Below are 21378 nucleotides of genomic sequence, written 5' to 3'. Positions count from 1 at the left end.
TCCTTTTTAAATACGGTAGTCGTAGCCACGTGGTGTCTCGTCTTGTTTGACGGTTTCCGTGATCTGCTCGCGCGTGAACGGACGGAACTGGATCCGGACGTCCTGATAACCGGTCGTTTGCAAGGCATCAGTCGTCCGGTCGAGGAACGGTGTCGCCAGTTGCTCAAGGACCGGGAAATCATTTTCAATCGTGATCTGCATCTTTCGGTTGACGGTCTCGACCCGGACACCGATTTCTCCGAGGCGTGGTGTGTTGAGCTGGACGTACAACGTATTGTTTTCCCAGTCGATTACTTCGTCCGGGCGTTTGTTTTGCAAATGGACGTGGAGTCCGGCGGTTGCCTCGACGAGTTGGACCGGTAGTGCGAGGAGAATCTGGTTCAACTGTTGCTGACTGTCCGGTTTATTGACTTGCTGTTGTGTTGTGAGGAACGTCTGCAGTTTCGCAGCTTCCGGGTTCGCTGCCGGCGTACTGAGTTTCAGTTCCGCCGACTGGAGCTGGAGCGTCTTTTGGACAGTCTCCTGTAAGAGGCGTGGACTGTTCTGTTGCGGCTCATATGGAACAGCTTTTGTTGCTGCTTGCGCTGGTAGCGCAAGTGGCGGCCCCTGCATCTCCGGTAAGTAAGTCGGACGAACGTTCGCCGGCGCGTACCGGAACGCTTCAAAGGCGACCCGGACGTCCTGTAAGACGGCTTTTGCTTCCGTCCCGCGTCCGAGTAATGCCAGTTCCGCCCCCCGTTCGAGTTTCGATAAGAAGTGGATCAGTTGTTTTTCGTCCTTCATCGAGGTGTGCAGTAGGGCGTCGGTTTGCTGAAAGACTTGTTTTAAGCGTTGCGCCGTACTTTCGATGACGGCGACCATCTGGACGGGACGTGTCTCGACAAGTGGTTCGATTTGCCGGAGTTGCGAGACGATTGTTCGCTGTTGGCTCTTGAAATCGTTCGTGATCTCAGCGAGCCGTGGCGTCACTTCGCGGACAAGCGTCAAGGCTGATCGGACCGGTGCCGTTTGCCCTGTTGATTCCGGTTGACTTGCCCGTGCCGTCAGACCGATCAGTTGCTCGCGGACGCTTGTCTTTGGCTCAAGTGGCGCTTGCGGGAAGTAAGGCGCCAGTTGTGTGCGGACCGTCTCGACATCACCTTGGTCGAGCGTAGCGACGAGTGCTGGTCGTTTTTCTGCTGGTAGGTGTTCGATATACTGACGGATGTGAAGAGGCGACGCGGTCTCGATCTCGCGTTGCGTCGGCAGGGTGACGCGGGCGACATCAAGGGCGACGGCTTTTTCGAACGTCGGATGCTCCTTTAAAGCGTCACGTTCCGGCAGGACGTCCGAATAGTCTTCCGTCGTCGCCAGCAGACTCGCGATCAAGACGTCGGCGTCAACCGGCAGTGCCGCATCCGGTCGCGACACGAGTTCGAGTGCCAGGTCCTTGTATGTCCCTTGCAGTGCCGTTACAAGCTTAGCGACGATTTCCGGAGTTTGCGGCAATTGACCACTCGCGAGCAATTTCGCGACGGCCTGCTTCAATTCAGCCGGTACGCCTTCGAGCAACGCGGGATCGACGTTTGACGGAACGGACAGGACGGGTGGCGTTTCTGCGTCCGGTGTTGCGGGAGTTAATTGTTCGATCAGGTAACCTTCAGCTGTCTGTCCTTTGACCTTGAACTGGAAATCACCTGTCGGGACGTCGCCCGTGAAGGTCATCTCGATCTTATCCCGACCGACCTGGACGAGTGCCGTATGCGGACCGGTCTGCTCAAGGACCGTTCCTTTATAGGTCTTCGTATCCGAAAGCGGCGCCTGACCGGGCGGTTGCGCCGGTCGTGCCGGGTTCAATTGGATGTTCATCGAGAAGCCTCCTTGTTTTTTAAAACTGTCATCTTATTATATATCGGCAGAAAGCAAAAAGGATTGAGCGAATTCATCGCCCAACCCTGATTTTTTTACGGTTCCTGCTTAAGATTTGATTGCATTAAAGCGTTCCTCTAATGTCATCGCGTTCAATTGTTGGTAACGAGCCATCAGCTCGCCAGTTGCTTTCATTTGGTTGCGGACGATGTAAGGAGAGGCGTTTACGGGAAGGATCATGCCGTTACGAGTCTTGAGCTTCGTCTGTCCGTCTTCCTCGATGACTTCGGACATGTGGCTCCAAGCGTACCACTCGCAATCATCACGTTTCGGTGATTTCGTTGGGAAAAAGACGAGACCAAGTGTCGGTTCGATGACGACGGGGACTTTTCCTTTTACGGATGCGACGCGTTTTGCTGTCACGATGCGTTCTTCGATGGAACTGTTGTATTGCCTGCAGGAAAGCTGCAGTAGTTGATACGGCCGAAGCGGTGTCATGATGGTCGAGCCATCCTCGAGTACGATGATGGATTGCTTCATCATGTCGTAGCACGGGAGAATCGCCACCGTCCGTTTCGTGATTCGATACTTTTCGTCATTATGGAATGGTCGCATTCGACTACATCCTCCTTAAGATAGGACAATGGATAAAATAGGTAATTACTAACGATATAATACAATAATACAACTGTAATGACAATGTAATTTTTTAAAATATACACCAATAAGTAGGGAAAATTATTCATTTTCTGCGATGAATTCAAATTAATCAGAATTTTTAATTGTCAATAATTCCTTCTTTTGATAGACTAAGCCGTAGAGAGCTTGCTCTCGAACTCTGGTTTGCGAAGGGAACGTGAATTCGAATGGAACAAGGTAAAGTGAAATGGTTTAATGCTGAAAAGGGTTATGGTTTCATCGAAACGTCTGACGCTAAAGACGTATTCGTACACTTCTCAGCAATTCAAGTCGATGGTTACAAATCACTTGAAGAAGGCGAAGAAGTGGAATTTGAAATCGTTGAAGGCGATCGTGGTCCACAAGCTGCGAACGTTTCAAAGATCTAATCCAATAGCAGCCGCCACCGTTTTTAGGCTATCCGCCTAAAAGCGGTTTTTTGTTTTGTTTTGAGTTCGAATAAAACGGGTATATACGTTAACATCAACATGCTTCAATATTATCGTACGCTAAGAACCGATGGGAACGTTCATGAGAATGTCACCGTTTTCATGGTCTTCCTTCACTTATCGTGCTATAATAAAAACGAACCAAAAGAATTTCGAATATTCAGAAGGAAACGACTGAAGCATCTCGAATTCATAGGTTCAACCGGTTACTTAAGGAGGAGTTTACATGATCTACAACATTCGCGGTGAAAACTTGGACGTCACAGATGCTCTCAAGGATTACGTCGAGAAAAAGCTTGAAAAGTTAACTCGTTATTTTACAACTCCTACGGAAGCGCAAACGGCTTATGTCAATCTCAAAGTCAACAATGAGAAACAAAAAGTCGAAGTGACGATTCCAATGCCAAACCTCTTGCTCCGTGCAGAGGATGTCAATGGCGATATGTATGCAGCCATCGACCTCGTCGTCGATAAACTCGAACGCCAGATCCGGAAACACAAAACGAAGTTGAACCGGAGAGGGCGTGCTAAAGAAGGCGGCATCGGAGAGTACTTCAAAACGCTCGAAGGACCGGAAGCGGAAGCGCCAGTCTATGAAGAGGACGAGGCAGAACTCGAACTCGTTCGGACGAAGCGTTTCACACTCAAACCAATGGATACGGAAGAAGCGATTCTTCAGATGGACATGCTCGGACATGCCTTCTTCGTCTTCTCAGACGCAGAAACAGGCAACACGAACGTCGTCTACCGTCGGAAAGATGGTCGTTACGGTTTGATTGAACCAGAATAATGAATACACAGGGACTCGCTCTTACGGGCGGGTCCCTTTTTTTGATATGATGAAAAACTATTTTTCAACCGGTTACGTTTGCCCTATGACAAAAGACCGAGACGGCGGCTCGGTCCGCTTGTTGAAATTTGACGTCGTATTCGGTACACTGAATAAAGGAAAAATCTCGGAATTCTGTTCGTTCAAAGAATCGTTCGAAGTAAGGGGACTGTAAGGCATGGCTAATTTTCTAAAAGAATTATTTGCACCAACGAAACGTGTCCTGAAGAAAGCCGAAAAAGCAGCAGACGCTGTGGAAGCACTCGAGACACAAATCGGTGCATTATCGGATCAAGAACTTGAAGGAAAAGTCGTTGAATTCCGTGAGCGTCTCGCTAACGGAGAAGACTTAGATGATATTTTACCGGAAGCTTTCGCGGTCTGTCGCGAAGTTTCGACACGCGTTCTCGGCATGCGCCACTACCGCGTCCAGTTGATCGGTGGATATGTCCTGCATAACGGGGATATCGCTGAAATGAAAACCGGGGAAGGGAAGACACTCGTCGCGACACTTCCTGTTTATTTAAATGCTCTTGCTGGTAACGGCGTACACGTCGTCACCGTCAACGAATATCTCGCAAAACGTGACCGTGACATCATGGAGCCGCTTTATGCGGCGCTTGGTCTCTCGGTCGGCTTGAACCTCTCAAGCATGTCACGTCAGGAAAAACAAGCAGCCTATGGCTGTGATATCACGTACGGAACGAACAACGAGTTCGGTTTCGATTACTTGCGTGACAACATGGTCCTCTATAAAGAAGACCGCGTTCAACGTCCACTCAATTATGCCGTCGTCGATGAAGTCGACTCGATTCTCGTCGATGAAGCGCGGACACCACTCATCATCTCAGGATCGGCCGAGAAATCGACAGCGCTCTATTCGCAAGCCGATGCGTTCGCGAAAATCATGACGGCAGATGAAGACTATACGGTCGACATCAAGACGAAGAGTGTCCTGCTGACGGAGCAGGGAATCGACCGGGCTGAGAAATACTTTGGCATCGATAACCTGTTTGGTCTCGACCACGTCTCGCTCAACCATCACTTGAGTCTTGCACTGCGGGCGAACGCCGTCATGCACCGTGACGTAGATTATATGGTCCGCGAAGACGAAGTCATGATCATCGACCAATTCACAGGTCGGGTCATGGAAGGACGCCGTTACTCGGAAGGTCTGCACCAAGCAATCGAAGCGAAGGAAGGCGTCGAGATTCAACGCGAATCGATGACGCTTGCGACGATCACGTACCAGAACTTCTTCCGGATGTATACGAAGCTTGCCGGGATGACCGGTACAGCGAAGACGGAGGAAGAAGAGTTCCGTAATATCTACAACATGCACGTCGTACCGGTGCCGACGAACAAACCGGTCGTCCGAAACGATATGCCGGACTTGATCTTCAAGACGATGAACGGGAAGTTCGCAGCCGTCGCGGATGAAATCGAACGTGCCCACCGCGAAGGACAACCCGTCCTCGTCGGTACGGTTGCCGTCGAGACGTCAGAGTTGCTCAGTAACATCCTCAAGAAACGCGGCATCCGTCACGAAGTCTTGAACGCGAAGAACCACGCGCGTGAAGCGGAAATCATCGAGAACGCCGGTCAACCGAACGCGGTCACGATCGCAACAAACATGGCCGGTCGTGGTACCGACATCAAGCTTGGACAAGGTGTCTTAGATAAAGGTGGTCTCTATATCCTCGGGACAGAACGTCACGAATCACGCCGGATCGATAACCAGCTCCGTGGTCGTGCCGGTCGTCAAGGGGACCCAGGGGCGTCGCAATTCTATCTGTCACTTGAAGATGAACTGATGCGTCGTTTCGGTTCCGACTCGTTGCAATCGATGATGGATCGTCTTGGAATGGATGATTCACAACCGATCGAGAGCCGGATGGTGTCTCGTGCCGTTGAATCGGCTCAAAAACGGGTCGAAGGCAATAACTTCGATGCACGGAAACAAGTCCTCGGATACGATAACGTCATGGCAGACCAACGGAAAGTCATGTACGCCGACCGGGCAGCGATTCTCGATGCCGGTTCGGTCTCAGATATCGTCCGTCCGATGATCGAGCAGACGATCGAAGCAGGCGTCCATCAATATACGCCGGTCGAATTCGTACCGGAGGAGTGGAGCATCGGTGCGCTTGCAGAGTGGGCGAACCAGACGCTTGCGATTGAAGATAAGGTCACGGAAAGCGACCTCTTCGGAAAAGAACGCGAAGAAATCATCGAGTTGCTCAAAGAGCGGACGTTCGCGCACTACGAGCACAAACGCTCGGAAGTACCGGAAGAAGCATTCGATGAGTTCGAAAAAGTCATCGTCCTGCGTGCCGTTGACCAACACTGGATGAACCATATCGATCAGATGGATCAACTCCGTGAAGGGATTCACCTCCGGGCATACGGTCAAAACGACCCGCTCCGGGAATACCAATCGGAAGGTTCGATGATGTTTGATGCGATGAACGCTGCGATCGCAGAAGAAGTGACGCAATTCGTCCTTCGTGCGGATCTCGATCCGAACCTCAAACGCGAAAAAGTCGTCCAGGACGAAGTCGCGGTTTCTGGTAAGGAAGACAAAGCGGTCAAGAAAAAACCGGTCCGGAAAAATCCAAACGACCAAATCGGACGTAACGATCCGTGCTGGTGTGGATCCGGTAAGAAATATAAGAACTGTCACGGCCGTCAGGCATAAGTGATGAATCGACTGAAAGAGAGGCAGGAGATTCCTGCCTCTTTTCACGGAAAGAGAAGGTGGAACCCATGGAATTAGCAGAAATTCGCAACACCGCCGAGTGGATGGAAAAGAAACTCGACGAATATAAGGCATCACTTGACCTCGAGTCGAAGATTGCCCGAATCGAAGAACTTGAAAACGAGATGACGTACCCGGACTTCTGGAACAATCAGGAATCAGCACAAAAAGTCATCGATGAGTCGAACGGCTTAAAAGCGATGGTCGACAAATATAAAGAACTCGAAGCAGGTCACGAGAACGTCGCTTTGACGTACGAATTGATCAAGGAAGAGCCGGATGCGGATCTTCAAGAAGAGCTCGAGTCAGAACTCGGTGACCTCAAGAAGAAGTTCGACGACTTCGAACTGCAAATCCTCTTGAATGGTGAATATGATGCGAACAACGCAATCCTCGAGCTACACCCGGGTGCGGGTGGTACCGAGTCACAAGACTGGGCATCGATGTTGCTGCGGATGTACCAACGTTTCTGCGACAAGCAGGGCTGGAAAGTCGAAACGATGGACTATCAACCGGGTGATGAAGCAGGTGTTAAATCGGTCACGCTTCGTATTCAAGGGCACAATGCCTATGGATACTTAAAAGCAGAAAAAGGGATCCATCGTTTAGTTCGGATCTCGCCGTTTGACTCGTCAGGTCGCCGTCATACATCGTTCGTCTCGTGTGACGTCATGCCAGAATTCAACGATGACATCGATATCGAAGTCCGAACAGAAGACTTGCGGATCGACACGTACCGTGCCTCTGGTGCCGGTGGTCAGCACATCAATACGACGGACTCGGCTGTCCGGATCACACACGTTCCGACAGGCGTCGTCGTCTCCTGTCAACAAGAACGGTCGCAGATCAAAAACCGTGAAGCGGCGATGAAGATGTTGAAAGCAAAACTTTACCAACGCGAAATCGAAGAGCAACAAAAGAAACTCGACGAGATCCGTGGCGAAAAATCGGATATCGCGTGGGGTAGCCAAATCCGTTCGTACGTCTTCCACCCATACAGCATGGTCAAGGATCACCGGACGAACTATGAAGTCGGGAACACGCAAGGAGCAATGGATGGCGACATCATGGGCTTCATCGATGCGTACCTCCGTCTCATGAATATGTAAGACAACCAACCAGTCGGACGATGTTCGACTGGTTTTTTGACCGTCAAAGGGGGAAAAACGATGGAGGAACAAAGTCGGATCAACAAGCAGGCGTGGGAATACCGGGCGTATGAATTTTGGGTAAAACGTGACGGGGCACCGGCAGAATATGCTACCAGCATTAAAGCAGATCCAGCAGCAATGCTGAAGAAACACCGGCATTATTTCGAAGATGTCGCGGGCAAGGCGATCGCGAACATCTGCGGTTCGAATGGACGCAAAGCTGTTCCGTTAGCGTTAGTTGGAGCAGACGTCACGGTATTCGATATCTCAGAAGAGAATGCGCGGTACGCACTTGAACTGGCGCACTATGCTGAGACAAAAATCGAGTACATCATCGGTGATATTTATGCGATCGATCTTACGCGATACAGTGATAGGTTTGATATCCTCTACTTAGAAGGCGGTATCTTACATTATTTTGCTGATCTGAAGCGTTTCTTGCAGATTCTCTTTGCGATCTTGAAGCCCGGTGGACAGCTGATCCTCAGTGACTTTCATCCGGTCGGACGCTGGATCGATGCGGATTTGACGTATAGACCGCGCTATTTCGATCAAGCGTTGCACGCGAGTGACTTGGCGTACAAATCGCACTTTACCGATCAGGAACAAGCAGATTTCCCGGACGTTGCCGTCCGCTATTTTACGCTGAGTGAAATTCTAAATGGCGTCATCGCGACGCATTTTACATTGCAACAGTTTGAGGAGCATCGCGGCTGGAACGGTGAGAACATTCCGGGTGAATTCACGCTCCTCGCAACTAAATCACGTGAAGGGAGAAATGGTTGATGATCATTCGGAAAGAAGGCTTCAAGGATGCAGCGGGAATCCGACTCGTTCACGAAGCGGCGTTTGAGCAACCGAACGAAGCGAATCTTGTCGAGGCGTTACGCGAGGACGAAGCGGCGCAACCGGTCTTCGGTCGCGTCGCGGTGACTGATAAAGGAGAAATCGCCGGACACGTCCTCTTGAGCCGGATTCATATCGGTGATATTCCGTCGCTTGCTTTAGCGCCGGTCGGCGTCCTGCCGGTCTGGCAACGAAAAGGAATCGGCTCTGAGTTGATCCGCCAAGTAATCGAGGATGCGCGGGAGGCTGGTGAATCACACATTGTCGTACTCGGTCACGACAGCTACTATCCGCAGTTCGGTTTCGAACGGGCGATTGACTACGGGATTGAGCCACCGTTCCCCGTTCCACCGGAAGTCTTTCTCGTCCTTGCGCTTGAACGGAATGGACTGCGTGGCGTCAGCGGCATCGTCCGCTACAGTCCACCCTTTAGTGCGGTATAAAGGGAACACTGTGAGTTGTTCCGCCTGTCTAGTCGTTGTCTGACTTTTCCGCTAAAATGAAACACGAGAATCAATTGATAAGGGGAAATGGAATGTCATGACATCGACACGTCAGGAAGTCGTGCGCGATTATGCGTATTTGTTAATCGGGTCCTTGTTCGTCGCAAGTGCCTTTAGTTTATTTTTAGCACCGAATCAGCTCGCCTCGGGAGGGGTCAGTGGGTTATCGATCGTCTTAAACGATCTGTTCGGGATCTCACCCGGCTTGTTCCAACTCGTCGCAAACGTCGTTTTGCTCGCAATCGGCTGGATGATTCTCGGGATGGGTTTCGGCGTCAAATCACTCGTCGGGTCGATCTTCTTACCGGTCGTCATCCTCGTATATGAACGGTTCGACGTCCCGGCTGCGACGATGAACCCGATGCTTGCTGCAATCTTCGGTGGTGCCGGTGTCGGGATCGGACTCGGTCTGATCTTCCGCGGTCGTGCGTCGACCGGAGGGATGGATCTGATCGCGCAAATTCTGCACCGTTTCACGAAGCTACCGCTCCATCTCTGTATTGCTTTGCTCGACGGAACGATCGTCATCAGTGCGGCGACGATCTTCTCGCTTGAAATCGGTCTGTATGCACTCGTCGCCCTGTTCATCACGATCAAGATGATCGACGTCGTCCAGCTCGGGATCACGAACGACAAGCTCGCCTATATCATCTCCGATCAGCGCGAAGCGTTAGTGAAGGAAATCTTCGAGACGCTCGATCGCGGGGCGACGGAGATTGAAGCGGCGGGAGCCTTCACGCGGACCCGGAAACCGATGCTGATGGTCGTCGTCCGTCAAGGGGAAATCACGACGCTCAAAGAGATTGTCAAACACATCGATCCGTCGGCATTTCTTGTCGTCAGTGAAGCCCATGAAGTGCTCGGTCTCGGCTTCACGGATGATAAACGCTACCGCAATGTGCCGTAATTGTTCCGAACTCGTGAAGTTTTTGTGAAATCACGCTTAACTCTACCGGATAACGGTTATACTCTTACTAGGTCAGAAGCGTTTATGTCGATACTTATTTGAGGGGGATATCCGGATGAAGCTGAAAAACTTGTTACTCGCATTAGGACTAGGAACGACGCTTGCGCTCGCAGCGTGCGGCAGTGACGATTCCAGCTCTAATGACTCATCGTCAGGGTCAAATGACGAATCAACGATGAACGATGATTCGTCGAAGACGGAATCAGCCGTTGATGCGGAAAAAATCTTCGCGAACAACTGTGCGACGTGTCACGGTAAAAATCTGGAGGGGAACGTCGGACCGAACTTAACGAAGGTCGGCTCGAAATACTCTTCAGAAGAGATTCAAAACATCATCAAGAACGGGAAAGGGCAAATGCCTGCTGGAATCCTGAAGGATGATAAAGAGATCATGGCTGTTGCGGACTGGCTCGCTGACAAAAAATAATTATGGGATATGATGGGGTACGAGATGACACACGCGACATGTGTTCGTCATTCGTACCCCCTTTTTATGGTATAATCGCCTGAAATGACATTTGATTGTAATGTGCGTTCAATTTTGTCCCTGTTATAATGGTGGTCGGTAGGTTTTTAGACCTATCTGTTCAGCATCAGTAAACCAGTAAGGATGTGAAGTACGTGATCAAGATGCAACGAATCAGTAAGATTTATCCGAACGGCGTCACGGCACTCCGTGAGGTCGATTTGACGATTAATCAAGGCGAATTCGTCTATATCGTCGGTCCGTCAGGTGCGGGTAAGTCGACATTCATGAAAATGATGTACCGCGAAGAGAAACCGACGAGCGGTTCATTTTTGTTTAAAGGAATTGAAGTCGGGAAGCTGAAGAACCGTCAAATTCCTGAACTGCGTCGCCAAATCGGCGTCATCTTCCAAGATTTTAAATTACTCCCGTCATTGACGGTTTATGAAAATGTTGCGTTTGCCCTCGAAGTCGTCGGGGATGACAAAGCACAAATCCGGAAGAAAGTGCTCGAGGTCCTCGAACTCGTGAAGCTCAAGCACAAGGAACGTAACTATCCGGACGAATTATCCGGGGGAGAACAGCAACGAATCTCGATCGCGAGAGCCATCGTCAACCGTCCGTCACTCGTAATCGCTGACGAGCCGACCGGAAACCTGGACCCGGATACAGCATGGGAGATCATGGAAGTATTCGAAGAAATTTATCGCCGTGGGACAACGGTCGTAATGGCGACTCACAACCGCGACATCGTCAACAAGATGCGTCACCGTGTCTTAGCGATCGATGGAGGAAAAATCGTCCGAGACGAAGAGAAAGGAATGTACGGTTATGAAGTTTAATGGATTCCGTCATTTACGGGAAGGGGCAAAAGGTCTCGTCCGGAACGGCTGGATGACATTCGCTTCCGTCAGTGCCGTGACCGTCACGTTACTTCTCGTAGGAATATTCGCGATGCTCATGTTCAACGTCAACAAGATTTCCGATAATGTCGAAAAAGACGTAGAAATCCAAGTGTTCGTCGAACGCGAAGCAGACCAGTCGAAAATTGATGCAGTCGGTGAATCACTCAAGCAGATGCCGGGTGTCAACTCTGTTCGTTACAGTTCGAAAGAAGAAGAACTGGACCGCTTCAAGGAGCAACTTGGCGAAGGTTCACAAGCTTACCAGTCGGTTGAAAAGGATAACCCGCTTCACGATCGGTACATCGTCAAAGCTACCTCACCAAAAGAGACAGAAACACTTGCAAATTCCATCAAAAAAATGGAAAATGTAGATAGTGTCGAATATGGTAAGGACTATGTTAAAAAGATGTTTAACTTCCTTGAAGGAGTTCGGATCGGTGGAATCATCCTGATCGTCGGATTGACGTTCATGGCGATGTTCCTCATTTCGAACACAATCAAAGTCACGATCTTCTCACGTCGCCGGGAAATCGAAATCATGCGCCTCGTCGGAGCGAAAAACGGATTCATCCGTGCCCCGTTCTTCGTCGAAGGATTATTGATGGGGATATTAGGTGCCCTCATCCCGATTGCTGTCGTTTACTTCGGTTATGAAGTCTCTTATAACGCAATCCAACCGCAGCTCGCTACCGTGAATGCGGGAATCTTCTCCTTGATTCCACCAGGTGAACTGTCGGCGCAAGTCGTCTTGATCCTACTTGGACTCGGTGCATTCATCGGCGTATGGGGATCAACGACATCACTCGGTCGTTTCCTGAAGATTTAAATCAGTTACTCAAAAATAAAATAGAGGAGAGATGCTTCTCATGAAAGTCCGATTCTATTCTGCCGTCCTGAGCCTAGCTTTGATTGGAACTAGTGTGTCCGTTGATGCCACGTCGAAAGAAGATTTGCTGAAGGAACAACAGGAGGTCGAAAGCCGTTTGAAAGAGACGGAACGATCACAGAATCAGACATCAGAGAAGTTGATCTTGACGAAACAGGAGCGCAAGGAAGCCCGTGCGCAACTGGATGAAGTCAACAGCCGTTTGGATGATTTAGCGCTTAAAATAGCCGATCAACAAGCGGCTGTTGCTGCATCCAAGGCACAATTGCGCCTGACGGAAGCAGCGATTTCCGAGACGCTACAGGAACTCCATCAGCAAGAAGAGCTGCTCGGCAGCCGCTTGCGTGCCGTCCAGCAAAAAGGAGACGTCAAATACATCGAGGTCCTGCTCGACGCGAAGGATTTCGGGGATTTGATTTCGCGCTTCAGTACCGTCAGTGAGATCATCAAACAAGACGATAGTGTGCTGCAAGCCTATAAGGGGAATGTCAAACAATTGAACGAGCAGCGTTCTGAGCAGGCGTTACTGCTCGAGAGCATGAAACAAGAACAGCGAAAGTTACTCGTTTTCCAGACGCGGATCATCTCAGAGTCCGAGCTGAAGCGAAAACTCGTCGTCCAGTTGAACACGAAGGTGAAGGAACTGCAGCAAGAGCAGTTCTCAAAGGCCGAGGAAGCAGAAATCCTCGCGGATCAGCGCCGATTGATCCAAAACGAATTGATCGCGCTGCAAGAAGCGGAACGTAAAGCCAAAGAAGAGGCGAAACGCAAAGCCGAAGAAGCCGCCCGGGCGGCAGAAGCCAAGCGTCAGGCAGAAGCGGATGAAGCTGCGCGTGCTGCGGCGGAGAAAGAGAAACAGAGTGAGTCACCTAAAGCAGAGACGTCGGTTCCTGAAGTCGAGGCGCCAAGCGAAACACCAGATACGAGCACTGATGTCGATGTGAGTCGACCGTTCCACTTACCGGTCAAAGGATACGTCTCGTCGCCGTTTGGACCACGCAACAATCCGTTGACGGGAAAACCGGAAATTCATAAAGGGATTGATCTCGTCAATGCGAAGGGAACACCGATTCATGCGGCAGCAGGTGGCATCGTCCTCCGGGCAGGAACTGCGACCGGGTATGGGAATGTCGTCATGGTGACACATTTGATTGATCAGCAAGTGTACACGACCGTCTATGCCCACCTCGACTCAATCAGTGTGTCGGCGGGGCAAACCGTCATGCCGGGTCAAACGGTCGGGACGCTTGGCTCAACTGGCTGGTCGACAGGACCACATCTGCATTTCGAATTGCATAAGGGAGAATGGGCAGTCGGACAACCGAATGCGGTTGACCCAGCACCGTACATCTTTTGATATCCCATAGAATACCGAAAAGATAGGGTAACCTATCTTTTTTTGCTATACTGAAAAAAATACTGCGTTTTTTAACGGAAGTGGGGAATCAAGCGTGAAAAAATCTACAACAGCAGTCATCGCGGTCAGTACCTTCGGGCTTGGTTTAGGGGCAGGCGCCGTCGGGATGTTGGCAGCGGGCGGAACGGATTCTGTCTCGACGTCATCGTCGTCTTCGAATGCGACGGGCGATTGGAAAAAAGTTGATCAGGTCCGTCAAATGATCGAGCAGAATTATCTCGAAGACGTGACAGATAAAGAACTGCTGGACGGTGCATTGTCCGGTATGGCGGAAGTGCTGGATGATCCGTATTCCGTCTATATGGATGAGTCGGAGACGGCATCGTTCAATACGAATCTATCGTCTTCCTTCGAAGGGATTGGTGCGACGCTTGAACAAAAAGGGGAATCGATCGTCATCGTTTCTCCGATTAAAGGATCACCCGCTGAAAAAGCCGGGATCAAGCCGGGCGATGTCATCTTAAAGATTGATGGCAAGTCGACGAAAGGGCAAAAGACGGATCAAGCCGTCAAAAAAATCCGTGGTGAAAAAGGAACGAACGTCGTCTTGACGATTCAACGCAGCGGACAGGATGCAATGGACATCACGATCAAGCGGGATACGATTCCGATTGAGACAGTCTATACGTCGACGGAGGATGTCAACGGGAAGAAGATCGGTGTCTTGCAAGTGACACAGTTCTCGGAACCAACAGCGGAAGAGTTCGAGAAGGGGCTTGCGAAACTCGAAAGTCAGAACATCGATGGACTCGTCATCGATGTCCGGGGAAATCCGGGTGGTCTCTTGACGGCCGTCTCGAAAATGATTGCCCCGTTCATTCCGAAGGATGTTCCGATTTATCAAGTCGAGAACAATAAAGACGAACGCCAGCAGGAATTCGGTAAGGCAGACGAGAAGAAGCCTTATAACATCGTCGTTCTGGAAGACGGCGGATCGGCGTCCGCGTCCGAGATTCTGGCAGCCGGTCTGAAGGAAGGCGCTGGAGCAGAGGTTGTCGGTACAAAATCGTTCGGTAAAGGGATCGTTCAAAGTGCGTATGACTTGAAGGATGGTAGCGACTTGAAGTTAACGACGAATAAATGGCTGACACCAGACGGCAACTGGATTCACAAAAAAGGGGTCAAGCCGACGGTCGAAGTCAAACAACCGGCCTACTTCAACGTCACGAAGATTCTGACTGACAAAAAGTCACTTGCTGTCGGCGATTACGGAAAATCCGTCGAAAACGCCCACCTCGTGCTCGAAGCGATCGGCTACGAGCCAAAAGGACAGGATGGGTATTTCGGTGACACGATGAAACAAGCCGTCGAAGCCTTGCAGAAGGATGCGAAACTCGACGTCACTGGAAAAATCGATCAGCAGACAGCGGGTGAGATGGAGACACGTCTCCTGAAGAAACTCGAGGACGACAAGAATGATGTCCAGCGTAAAAAAGCGCTCGAGGTCGCTGCTCAATAATAAGGAATGGAAAGAGGTCTGAATGCGCGTGGAATTACTCGATGAAATTGGTTGGACCGCGATTAGTCTCATCGCCAGTCCGACCTTGTGGTTAGCACTCCTTGTCAGTTGGGTCATCGGCATCCGGCGTGTCAAACGGGAACGTGGACTGTTCCGCTCCCGGACACATGGAAAACGAAGCGATGTCCTCGAAACACTTTTACCTGGTTTACTCGTCGGTCTCATCTTATCCGTCGTCAGTGGCTGGCTCGGATTGACGCTGACGCCGCAATACGTTCTGTTGTTACTCGGACTCTCGAGTCTGTTGTTACTAATCGGCATCGTCCGCTTGAATCTGCCGCTTTGGCCGATCGTCTTGCTTGGACTTGCCGGCTGGTTCCTAATGGATTCACGTCTTGATCCGGTTCGAGCGGTTGAGCCGAAAATGATTTTATTGCTTGCGACGTTAACGCTCGTCGCGGAAGGTCTCCTCGTCTTTTGGCGCGGGCAGCGGCGCCTGTCGCCGTCACTCGTCGTCTCAAAGCGCGGTCGCTTCATCGGTGGGCTGTCAGCGAATAAACTTTGGCTGTTGCCACTGCTCGTCTTCGTTCCAGGTGACGTCCTTGAGACGTGGTGGCCACGCTACAGTTTCCCGGAGCTCGTTCCGATCGTGCTCTGGTTACCGATCGGCTTCAGCTTCCTCTTTACGGGCAAGTTGCCGAAAGAATTGATGCGTCCGCTCGTCCAAGGGCGTTTGATCACGAGTCTTGTCGCGATTCTGTTGACAGTCCTTGCATACGTCACCGGTCAAGCCGAATGGCTGTACGGGATCGTTTTGTTGCTCGTCCTGCACATTGTGTTACATCAGCGGGTCAAACGCTTGAACCGGGCGCAGACACCATTGTTCCTCAATGGAACACGTGGTGCTGTCATTCTCGGGACGCTTCCCGATAAACCGGCAGCCGAGATGGGCTTGATTCCGGGCGAAGCGATCTATAAGGTCAATGGAGAGAAGGTCGATTCGGAAACGTCCTTCTACGAAGCCATTCAAAAACACAAACCGTATCTCCGTCTTGAAGTCATGAACCATAACGGTGACATCCGGTTTGCGCAACGTGCCTTTTACGAACAAGACCACCATGAGCTCGGTATCCTGTTCGTCAACGAGCCGGTCCATGGTCGGACGAAGATTCGCTCCCTGCACTAAAGAGATCCCTGTCACGCAAACGCGTGATGGGGATTTTTTAGTCGGAAGGAACGAGGAATGCTTGTCCGGACAAAAAGAAACTTTTGCATTTTCGAAAAAAAGGGTAACTTCCTAAAAGGAGCACTTCATAATCGAATGTTTGTTCGTAAAGTGATACAATAGAAATAGATTTTTTAACGTGATGAGGGGGAAGCAAACGATGGATTTTGAACTCGTTTCACCATTTGAGCCAGGCGGTGATCAGCCGACGGCAATCGAGAAATTGGTGACTGGACTGAAGCAAGGCGAACGACATCAGACATTGCTTGGGGCGACCGGGACCGGGAAGACGTTCACGGTGTCGAACGTCATCAAGGAAATCAAGAAACCGACGCTCGTCCTTGCCCACAACAAAACACTAGCGGGACAACTCTACTCGGAGTTCAAGGAATTCTTCCCGAATAACGCGGTCGAATACTTCGTTAGTTTTTATGATTATTACCAACCGGAAGCGTATGTCCCATCGACGGATACGTTCATTGAGAAAGACTCTTCGATCAACGATGAGATTGATAAACTGCGTCACTCGGCGACGTCCGCCCTGTTCGAACGGGAGGACGTCTTGATCGTCGCGTCCGTTTCGTGCATCTATGGTCTCGGTAACCCGGAAGAGTATAACAACCACGTCTTGTCACTGCGTGTCGGTAATGAGATGGGGCGCAACGAGATGCTCCGTCGCTTGATCGACATTCAGTATGAGCGAAACGACATCGACTTCCAGCGCGGACGGTTCCGCGTCCGTGGAGACGTCGTTGAAATCTTCCCGGCGTCACGCGATGAACAGTGTGTCCGGGTCGAGTTCTTCGGTGATGAGATTGAACGGATTCGTGACATGGATCCGCTGACAGGTGAGATCGTCGCGGACCGCGAACACATCTCGATCTTCCCGGCGTCCCACTTCGTGACGGGGGATACCCGTCTGCAGAAAGCGATCGCGAACATCGAGAAGGAACTGGAAGTCCAACTCGCGAAATTACGCGAAGACAATCAGCTACTTGAAGCGCAACGCCTTGAGCAACGAACGAACTATGACCTCGAGATGATGCGTGAGATGGGCTATTGCTCCGGAATCGAGAACTACTCACGTCATTTGAACTTGATGCCGGAAGGAGCAACACCGTATACGTTGCTCGATTACTTCCCGAAAGACTTCTTGCTCGTAGCCGATGAATCGCACGTCACGTTGCCACAAATTCGCGGGATGTATAACGGCGACCAGGCGCGGAAACAAGTCCTCGTCGACCACGGCTTCCGTCTCCCGTCCGCAAAAGACAACCGACCGCTACGGTTCGAGGAGTTCGAGGAAAAGGTCAGTCAAGCGATTTATATCTCGGCGACACCAGGACCGTATGAGCTCGAACATTCGAAAGAGATGGTCGAACAAATCATCCGTCCGACCGGTCTCGTCGATCCGACGATCGAGATTCATCCGATCACGGGTCAAATCGATTACTTGATGGATAACATTCGTGACCGGGTGGCGAAGAATGAACGTGTCCTCGTCACGACACTGACGAAGAAGATGGCGGAAGACTTAACCGATTACTTGAAAGAGAATGGTGTCAAGGTCAACTACATGCACTCGGAAATCAAGACACTGGAACGGATTGAAATCATCCGCGACTTGCGGCTCGGGAAATACGATGTCCTCGTCGGAATTAACTTGTTACGAGAAGGACTCGATATTCCGGAAGTCTCACTCGTGACGATTCTTGATGCCGATAAGGAAGGGTTCCTCCGGTCGGACCGTTCGCTCATCCAGACGATCGGCCGGGCAGCCCGGAACGCAGAAGGACACGTCATCTTGTTTGCCGATAAAATCACCGATTCGATGCAACGGGCGATCGATGAGACGGAACGCCGCCGGGCGATCCAGATGGCATTCAACGAAGAACATGGCATTACGCCGCAGACGATCAAAAAAGATGTCCGTGGTGTCATCAGTACAACAATCGAGAGCGATGATACCGTCGAAAAACTCGAGAAGTTCAACAAACTCAAAAAACCGGAGCGCGAAACGTTACTCGAACAGCTCGACCAGGAGATGCGTCAAGCAGCGAAGGACATGCAGTTCGAACGGGCTGCCGAGCTCCGCGACCTCATATTAGAATTGAAAGCAGGTGCCTAAGTTGGGAGAAAAGAAGAATCAGATTATCATCAAAGGCGCTCGCGTCAATAATCTACAAAACATCGATGTCGAAATCCCTCGCGATCAGCTCGTCGTCTTGACGGGCTTGTCCGGGTCAGGGAAATCGTCGCTTGCCTTCGACACGATTTACGCGGAAGGGCAGCGGCGTTATGTCGAAAGTTTATCTGCCTATGCCCGTCAGTTCCTTGGACAAATGGATAAACCAGATGTCGATACGATTGAAGGACTGAGTCCGGCAATTTCGATCGATCAAAAGACGACGAGTAAAAACCCACGTTCGACGGTCGGAACGGTCACAGAGATTTATGACTACTTGCGTCTATTATACGCACGAATCGGGAAACCAATCTGTCCGAATCATGGAATCGAGATTTCAAGTCAGACGATCAGTCAGATGGTTGACCAGGTGATGGAACAACCAGAACGGACGCGTCTGCAAATCCTTGCCCCGATCGTCTCGGGACGAAAAGGAACGCACGTCAAAGTGCTCGACGATTTGAAGAAGGAAGGTTTCGTCCGTGTGCGTGTCAACGGAGAGACACTCGATCTTGCAGAGGAGATCACGCTTGAGAAAAATAAAAAACACTCGATTGAAGTCGTCGTCGACCGTGTCGTCGTGCGACCAGACGTCGAAGCACGTCTCGCGGACTCACTCGAAACCGCACTTCGTCTTGCGGACGGTCGCGTTATCGTCGATACGATGGACGGTAACGAACTCTTGTTCAGCGAGCATCACGCTTGTCCAATTTGTGGTTTCTCGATCGGCGAACTCGAACCACGCATGTTCTCATTCAACTCTCCGTTTGGTGCTTGTACGTCATGTGACGGACTCGGAACGAAGCTTGAAGTCGATGTTGATCTTGTCGTACCGCATCCCGATAAATCGCTGAACGAAGGAGCGATCGTGGCGTGGGAACCGACAAGTTCGCAGTATTATCCACAATTACTCAAAGCGGTCTGTGACCACTTCAAGATCGATATGGATACACCGTTCGAACAGTTGTCAGAAGAACATCGCGAAACGATCTTGACCGGAAACACAAAGGAAGAGATCCACTTCCGTTATGAGAATGACTTCGGGATGGTCCGCAACACGAACCTTTACTTCGAAGGGGTCCTCAATAACTTGCAACGTCGCTTCAAGGAGACGTCGTCTGATTATATCCGGGAACAGATGGAAGGCTACATGGCGAAGAAGGCATGTCCGACGTGTAAAGGACATCGCTTGAAACGGGAATCACTCGCCGTCAAAGTATCCGATCACCATATTGGTGAAGTAACGAAGATGTCGGTCAAACAAGCAGTCATGTTCTTCGACGAACTGCCTGAGAAATTAAGTGAGAAGGATCAGACGATTTCGCGGATGATCGTTCGTGAGATTCATGAACGGGCGTCGTTCCTTGAGAACGTCGGTCTCGATTACCTGACGATCTCACGCGCAGCCGGTACGTTGTCCGGTGGGGAAGCGCAACGGATTCGTCTCGCGACCCAAATTGGTTCGCGTCTGACGGGCGTCCTCTACGTTCTCGATGAACCATCAATTGGCTTACACCAACGCGATAATGATCGTCTGATCAATACGCTGAAGGCGATGCGTGATCTCGGGAACACATTGATCGTCGTCGAACACGATGAAGATACGATGATGGCAGCCGACTATCTGATCGATATCGGACCAGGTGCCGGCGATCATGGCGGATTCGTTACGGCAGCCGGAAAACCGGAAGAGCTGATGCAGGATGCGAACTCGCTGACCGGTCAATACTTGTCCGGGAAGAAGTTCATCCCTGTTCCGTCGACACGCAAAGAGCCGGACGGTCGGATGCTGCATATCCATAAAGCGTCGGAAAACAACCTGAAGAACGTCGATGTCGACATTCCGCTTGGTCTGTTCGTTGCCGTCACCGGAGTATCCGGTTCCGGGAAATCGACGTTGATCAATGAGATTCTCTACAAGACGATTGCGCACGAGATGAACCGGGCGAAGGAAAAACCGGGTGCCCATAAAGGGATCACAGGTCTTGATCAAATCGACAAGGTCATCGATATCGACCAATCGCCAATCGGTCGGACACCACGTTCGAACCCGGCGACGTATACCGGTGTCTTTGATGATATTCGGGACGTCTTCGCTTCAACGAATGAAGCGAAACTGCGTGGTTACAAAAAAGGACGGTTTAGTTTCAACATCAAGGGTGGACGTTGTGAAGCGTGTCGTGGCGATGGGATCATCAAGATTGAGATGCACTTCTTACCGGACGTCTACGTTCCGTGTGAAGTCTGTCACGGGAAACGTTACAACCGGGAAACACTTGAAGTGAAATATAAAGGCAAGACGATTGCCGACGTGCTTGAGATGACGGTTGAAGATGCCCTCGCCTTCTTCGAGAACATTCCGAAAATCACGCGGAAACTGCAGACGATTGCTGACGTCGGATTGACGTACATGCGTCTCGGTCAGCCGGCGACGGAACTGTCCGGTGGGGAAGCCCAGCGCGTCAAACTCGCGTCCGAGCTGCATAAGCGTTCGACCGGGAAAACAATCTATATCCTCGATGAACCGACGACAGGACTCCATGTTCACGATATCGCGCGTCTCCTGAAAGTCTTGCAGCGCCTCGTCGACAATGGTGATACAGTACTCGTCATCGAACACAATCTAGACGTCATCAAGACAGCGGACTACTTGATTGATCTTGGTCCAGAAGGAGGCGACGGTGGCGGAACGATTGTTGCTGCCGGTACACCGGAACAGATTGCTGAAGTCGAAGCGTCCTATACGGGACGATACCTCGCACCGGTTCTCGAACGGGATGCGGCACGAATTGAATCGTGAAACTTT

At 50.9% G+C, this 21378-nt stretch carries 18 protein-coding genes; 16 read left to right on the top strand and 2 right to left on the bottom strand.

Translation table 11 applies throughout. The features are described 5' to 3' along the window. Positions 1-6 precede the first annotated feature (6 nt). Both ACRPK8_RS02035 and ACRPK8_RS02030 read right to left on the bottom strand, forming a co-directional pair. A complete protein-coding gene (locus ACRPK8_RS02035; protein WP_432236674.1) occupies positions 7-1848 on the bottom strand; it encodes a hypothetical protein in 1842 nt (613 codons plus the stop codon). 108 nt (positions 1849-1956) lie between these two features. Then, a complete protein-coding gene (locus ACRPK8_RS02030; RefSeq protein ID WP_029342501.1) occupies positions 1957-2463 on the bottom strand; it encodes a competence protein ComK in 507 nt (168 codons plus the stop codon). A 251-nt stretch (positions 2464-2714) separates the two neighbouring features. Here ACRPK8_RS02030 and ACRPK8_RS02025 point away from each other — a divergent pair, with 251 nt between their 5' ends. The 16 genes from ACRPK8_RS02025 (at position 2715) to uvrA (ending at position 21372) form a co-directional block, all read left to right on the top strand. Beyond that, a complete protein-coding gene (locus ACRPK8_RS02025; RefSeq protein WP_023469248.1) occupies positions 2715-2915 on the top strand; it encodes a cold shock domain-containing protein in 201 nt (66 codons plus the stop codon). A gap of 286 nt (positions 2916-3201) precedes the next feature. Beyond that, on the top strand, positions 3202-3765 hold the full coding sequence (gene hpf / locus ACRPK8_RS02020; RefSeq protein WP_035410035.1) for a ribosome hibernation-promoting factor, HPF/YfiA family: 564 nt from the start codon (positions 3202-3204) through the stop codon (positions 3763-3765). A gap of 85 nt (positions 3766-3850) precedes the next feature. Then, entirely contained in the window at positions 3851-3979 is a 129-nt protein-coding gene (locus tag ACRPK8_RS02015; protein ID WP_432236673.1) for a hypothetical protein, read from the top strand. A 3-nt stretch (positions 3980-3982) separates the two neighbouring features. Continuing rightward, entirely contained in the window at positions 3983-6502 is a 2520-nt protein-coding gene (gene secA, locus ACRPK8_RS02010) for a preprotein translocase subunit SecA (protein WP_432236672.1), read from the top strand. A gap of 68 nt (positions 6503-6570) precedes the next feature. Then, on the top strand, positions 6571-7671 hold the full coding sequence (prfB, locus tag ACRPK8_RS02005; RefSeq protein ID WP_432236671.1) for a peptide chain release factor 2: 1101 nt from the start codon (positions 6571-6573) through the stop codon (positions 7669-7671). A 60-nt stretch (positions 7672-7731) separates the two neighbouring features. After that, positions 7732-8499: a class I SAM-dependent methyltransferase gene (locus ACRPK8_RS02000; protein ID WP_432236670.1), complete on the top strand. Its 768-nt coding sequence runs from the start codon at positions 7732-7734 to the stop codon at positions 8497-8499. Beyond that, entirely contained in the window at positions 8499-9002 is a 504-nt protein-coding gene (locus ACRPK8_RS01995; protein WP_432236669.1) for a GNAT family N-acetyltransferase, read from the top strand. The genes ACRPK8_RS02000 and ACRPK8_RS01995 overlap by 1 nt, the downstream gene beginning before the upstream one ends. Before the next feature lie 97 nt (positions 9003-9099). Next, positions 9100-9969: a YitT family protein gene (locus ACRPK8_RS01990; RefSeq protein ID WP_023469242.1), complete on the top strand. Its 870-nt coding sequence runs from the start codon at positions 9100-9102 to the stop codon at positions 9967-9969. A gap of 115 nt (positions 9970-10084) precedes the next feature. Further along, entirely contained in the window at positions 10085-10456 is a 372-nt protein-coding gene (gene cccB, locus ACRPK8_RS01985; RefSeq protein WP_432236668.1) for a cytochrome c551, read from the top strand. Between the two features lie 194 nt (positions 10457-10650). Next, positions 10651-11337, top strand: a complete 687-nt coding sequence (gene ftsE / locus ACRPK8_RS01980) for a cell division ATP-binding protein FtsE (protein WP_432236667.1) — start codon at positions 10651-10653, stop codon at positions 11335-11337. Continuing rightward, entirely contained in the window at positions 11327-12226 is a 900-nt protein-coding gene (gene ftsX / locus ACRPK8_RS01975; protein WP_432236666.1) for a permease-like cell division protein FtsX, read from the top strand. Before ftsE ends, ftsX begins: the two co-directional genes overlap by 11 nt. 40 nt (positions 12227-12266) lie before the next feature. Beyond that, entirely contained in the window at positions 12267-13643 is a 1377-nt protein-coding gene (locus ACRPK8_RS01970) for a peptidoglycan DD-metalloendopeptidase family protein (protein ID WP_432236665.1), read from the top strand. A 94-nt stretch (positions 13644-13737) separates the two neighbouring features. Further along, entirely contained in the window at positions 13738-15162 is a 1425-nt protein-coding gene (locus ACRPK8_RS01965) for a S41 family peptidase (protein ID WP_432236664.1), read from the top strand. Positions 15163-15184: 22 nt separating this feature from the next. Continuing rightward, entirely contained in the window at positions 15185-16348 is a 1164-nt protein-coding gene (locus ACRPK8_RS01960) for a PDZ domain-containing protein (protein ID WP_432236663.1), read from the top strand. Positions 16349-16547: 199 nt separating this feature from the next. Further along, positions 16548-18515: an excinuclease ABC subunit UvrB gene (gene uvrB / locus ACRPK8_RS01955; protein ID WP_294743812.1), complete on the top strand. Its 1968-nt coding sequence runs from the start codon at positions 16548-16550 to the stop codon at positions 18513-18515. A 1-nt stretch (position 18516) separates the two neighbouring features. Then, entirely contained in the window at positions 18517-21372 is a 2856-nt protein-coding gene (uvrA, locus tag ACRPK8_RS01950) for an excinuclease ABC subunit UvrA (protein ID WP_432236662.1), read from the top strand. Positions 21373-21378: the final 6 nt, after the last annotated feature.

Origin of the sequence: Exiguobacterium sp. TDN 0502 (assembly GCF_050846835.1) — a bacterium.
In the GTDB taxonomy this organism is placed as follows: Bacteria; Bacillota; Bacilli; order Exiguobacteriales; family Exiguobacteriaceae; genus Exiguobacterium_A.
The sequence above is the reverse complement of the archived record's forward strand: the minus strand, read 5'-3'. Positions and strand labels throughout refer to the sequence as shown.

Excerpts from the sequence above, each read along its gene's own strand:
- ACRPK8_RS02035 (WP_432236674.1), bottom strand. The coding sequence starts at position 1,848 with ATGAACATCCAATTGAACCCGGCACGACCGGCGCAACCGCCCGGTCAG.
- ACRPK8_RS02030 (WP_029342501.1), bottom strand. The coding sequence starts at position 2,463 with ATGCGACCATTCCATAATGACGAAAAGTATCGAATCACGAAACGGACG.
- ACRPK8_RS02025 (WP_023469248.1), top strand. The coding sequence starts at position 2,715 with ATGGAACAAGGTAAAGTGAAATGGTTTAATGCTGAAAAGGGTTATGGT.
- hpf (WP_035410035.1), top strand. The coding sequence starts at position 3,202 with ATGATCTACAACATTCGCGGTGAAAACTTGGACGTCACAGATGCTCTC.
- ACRPK8_RS02015 (WP_432236673.1), top strand. The coding sequence starts at position 3,851 with ATGACAAAAGACCGAGACGGCGGCTCGGTCCGCTTGTTGAAATTTGAC.
- secA (WP_432236672.1), top strand. The coding sequence starts at position 3,983 with ATGGCTAATTTTCTAAAAGAATTATTTGCACCAACGAAACGTGTCCTG.
- prfB (WP_432236671.1), top strand. The coding sequence starts at position 6,571 with ATGGAATTAGCAGAAATTCGCAACACCGCCGAGTGGATGGAAAAGAAA.
- ACRPK8_RS02000 (WP_432236670.1), top strand. The coding sequence starts at position 7,732 with ATGGAGGAACAAAGTCGGATCAACAAGCAGGCGTGGGAATACCGGGCG.
- ACRPK8_RS01995 (WP_432236669.1), top strand. The coding sequence starts at position 8,499 with ATGATCATTCGGAAAGAAGGCTTCAAGGATGCAGCGGGAATCCGACTC.
- ACRPK8_RS01990 (WP_023469242.1), top strand. The coding sequence starts at position 9,100 with ATGACATCGACACGTCAGGAAGTCGTGCGCGATTATGCGTATTTGTTA.
- cccB (WP_432236668.1), top strand. The coding sequence starts at position 10,085 with ATGAAGCTGAAAAACTTGTTACTCGCATTAGGACTAGGAACGACGCTT.
- ftsX (WP_432236666.1), top strand. The coding sequence starts at position 11,327 with ATGAAGTTTAATGGATTCCGTCATTTACGGGAAGGGGCAAAAGGTCTC.
- ACRPK8_RS01970 (WP_432236665.1), top strand. The coding sequence starts at position 12,267 with ATGAAAGTCCGATTCTATTCTGCCGTCCTGAGCCTAGCTTTGATTGGA.
- ACRPK8_RS01960 (WP_432236663.1), top strand. The coding sequence starts at position 15,185 with ATGCGCGTGGAATTACTCGATGAAATTGGTTGGACCGCGATTAGTCTC.
- uvrB (WP_294743812.1), top strand. The coding sequence starts at position 16,548 with ATGGATTTTGAACTCGTTTCACCATTTGAGCCAGGCGGTGATCAGCCG.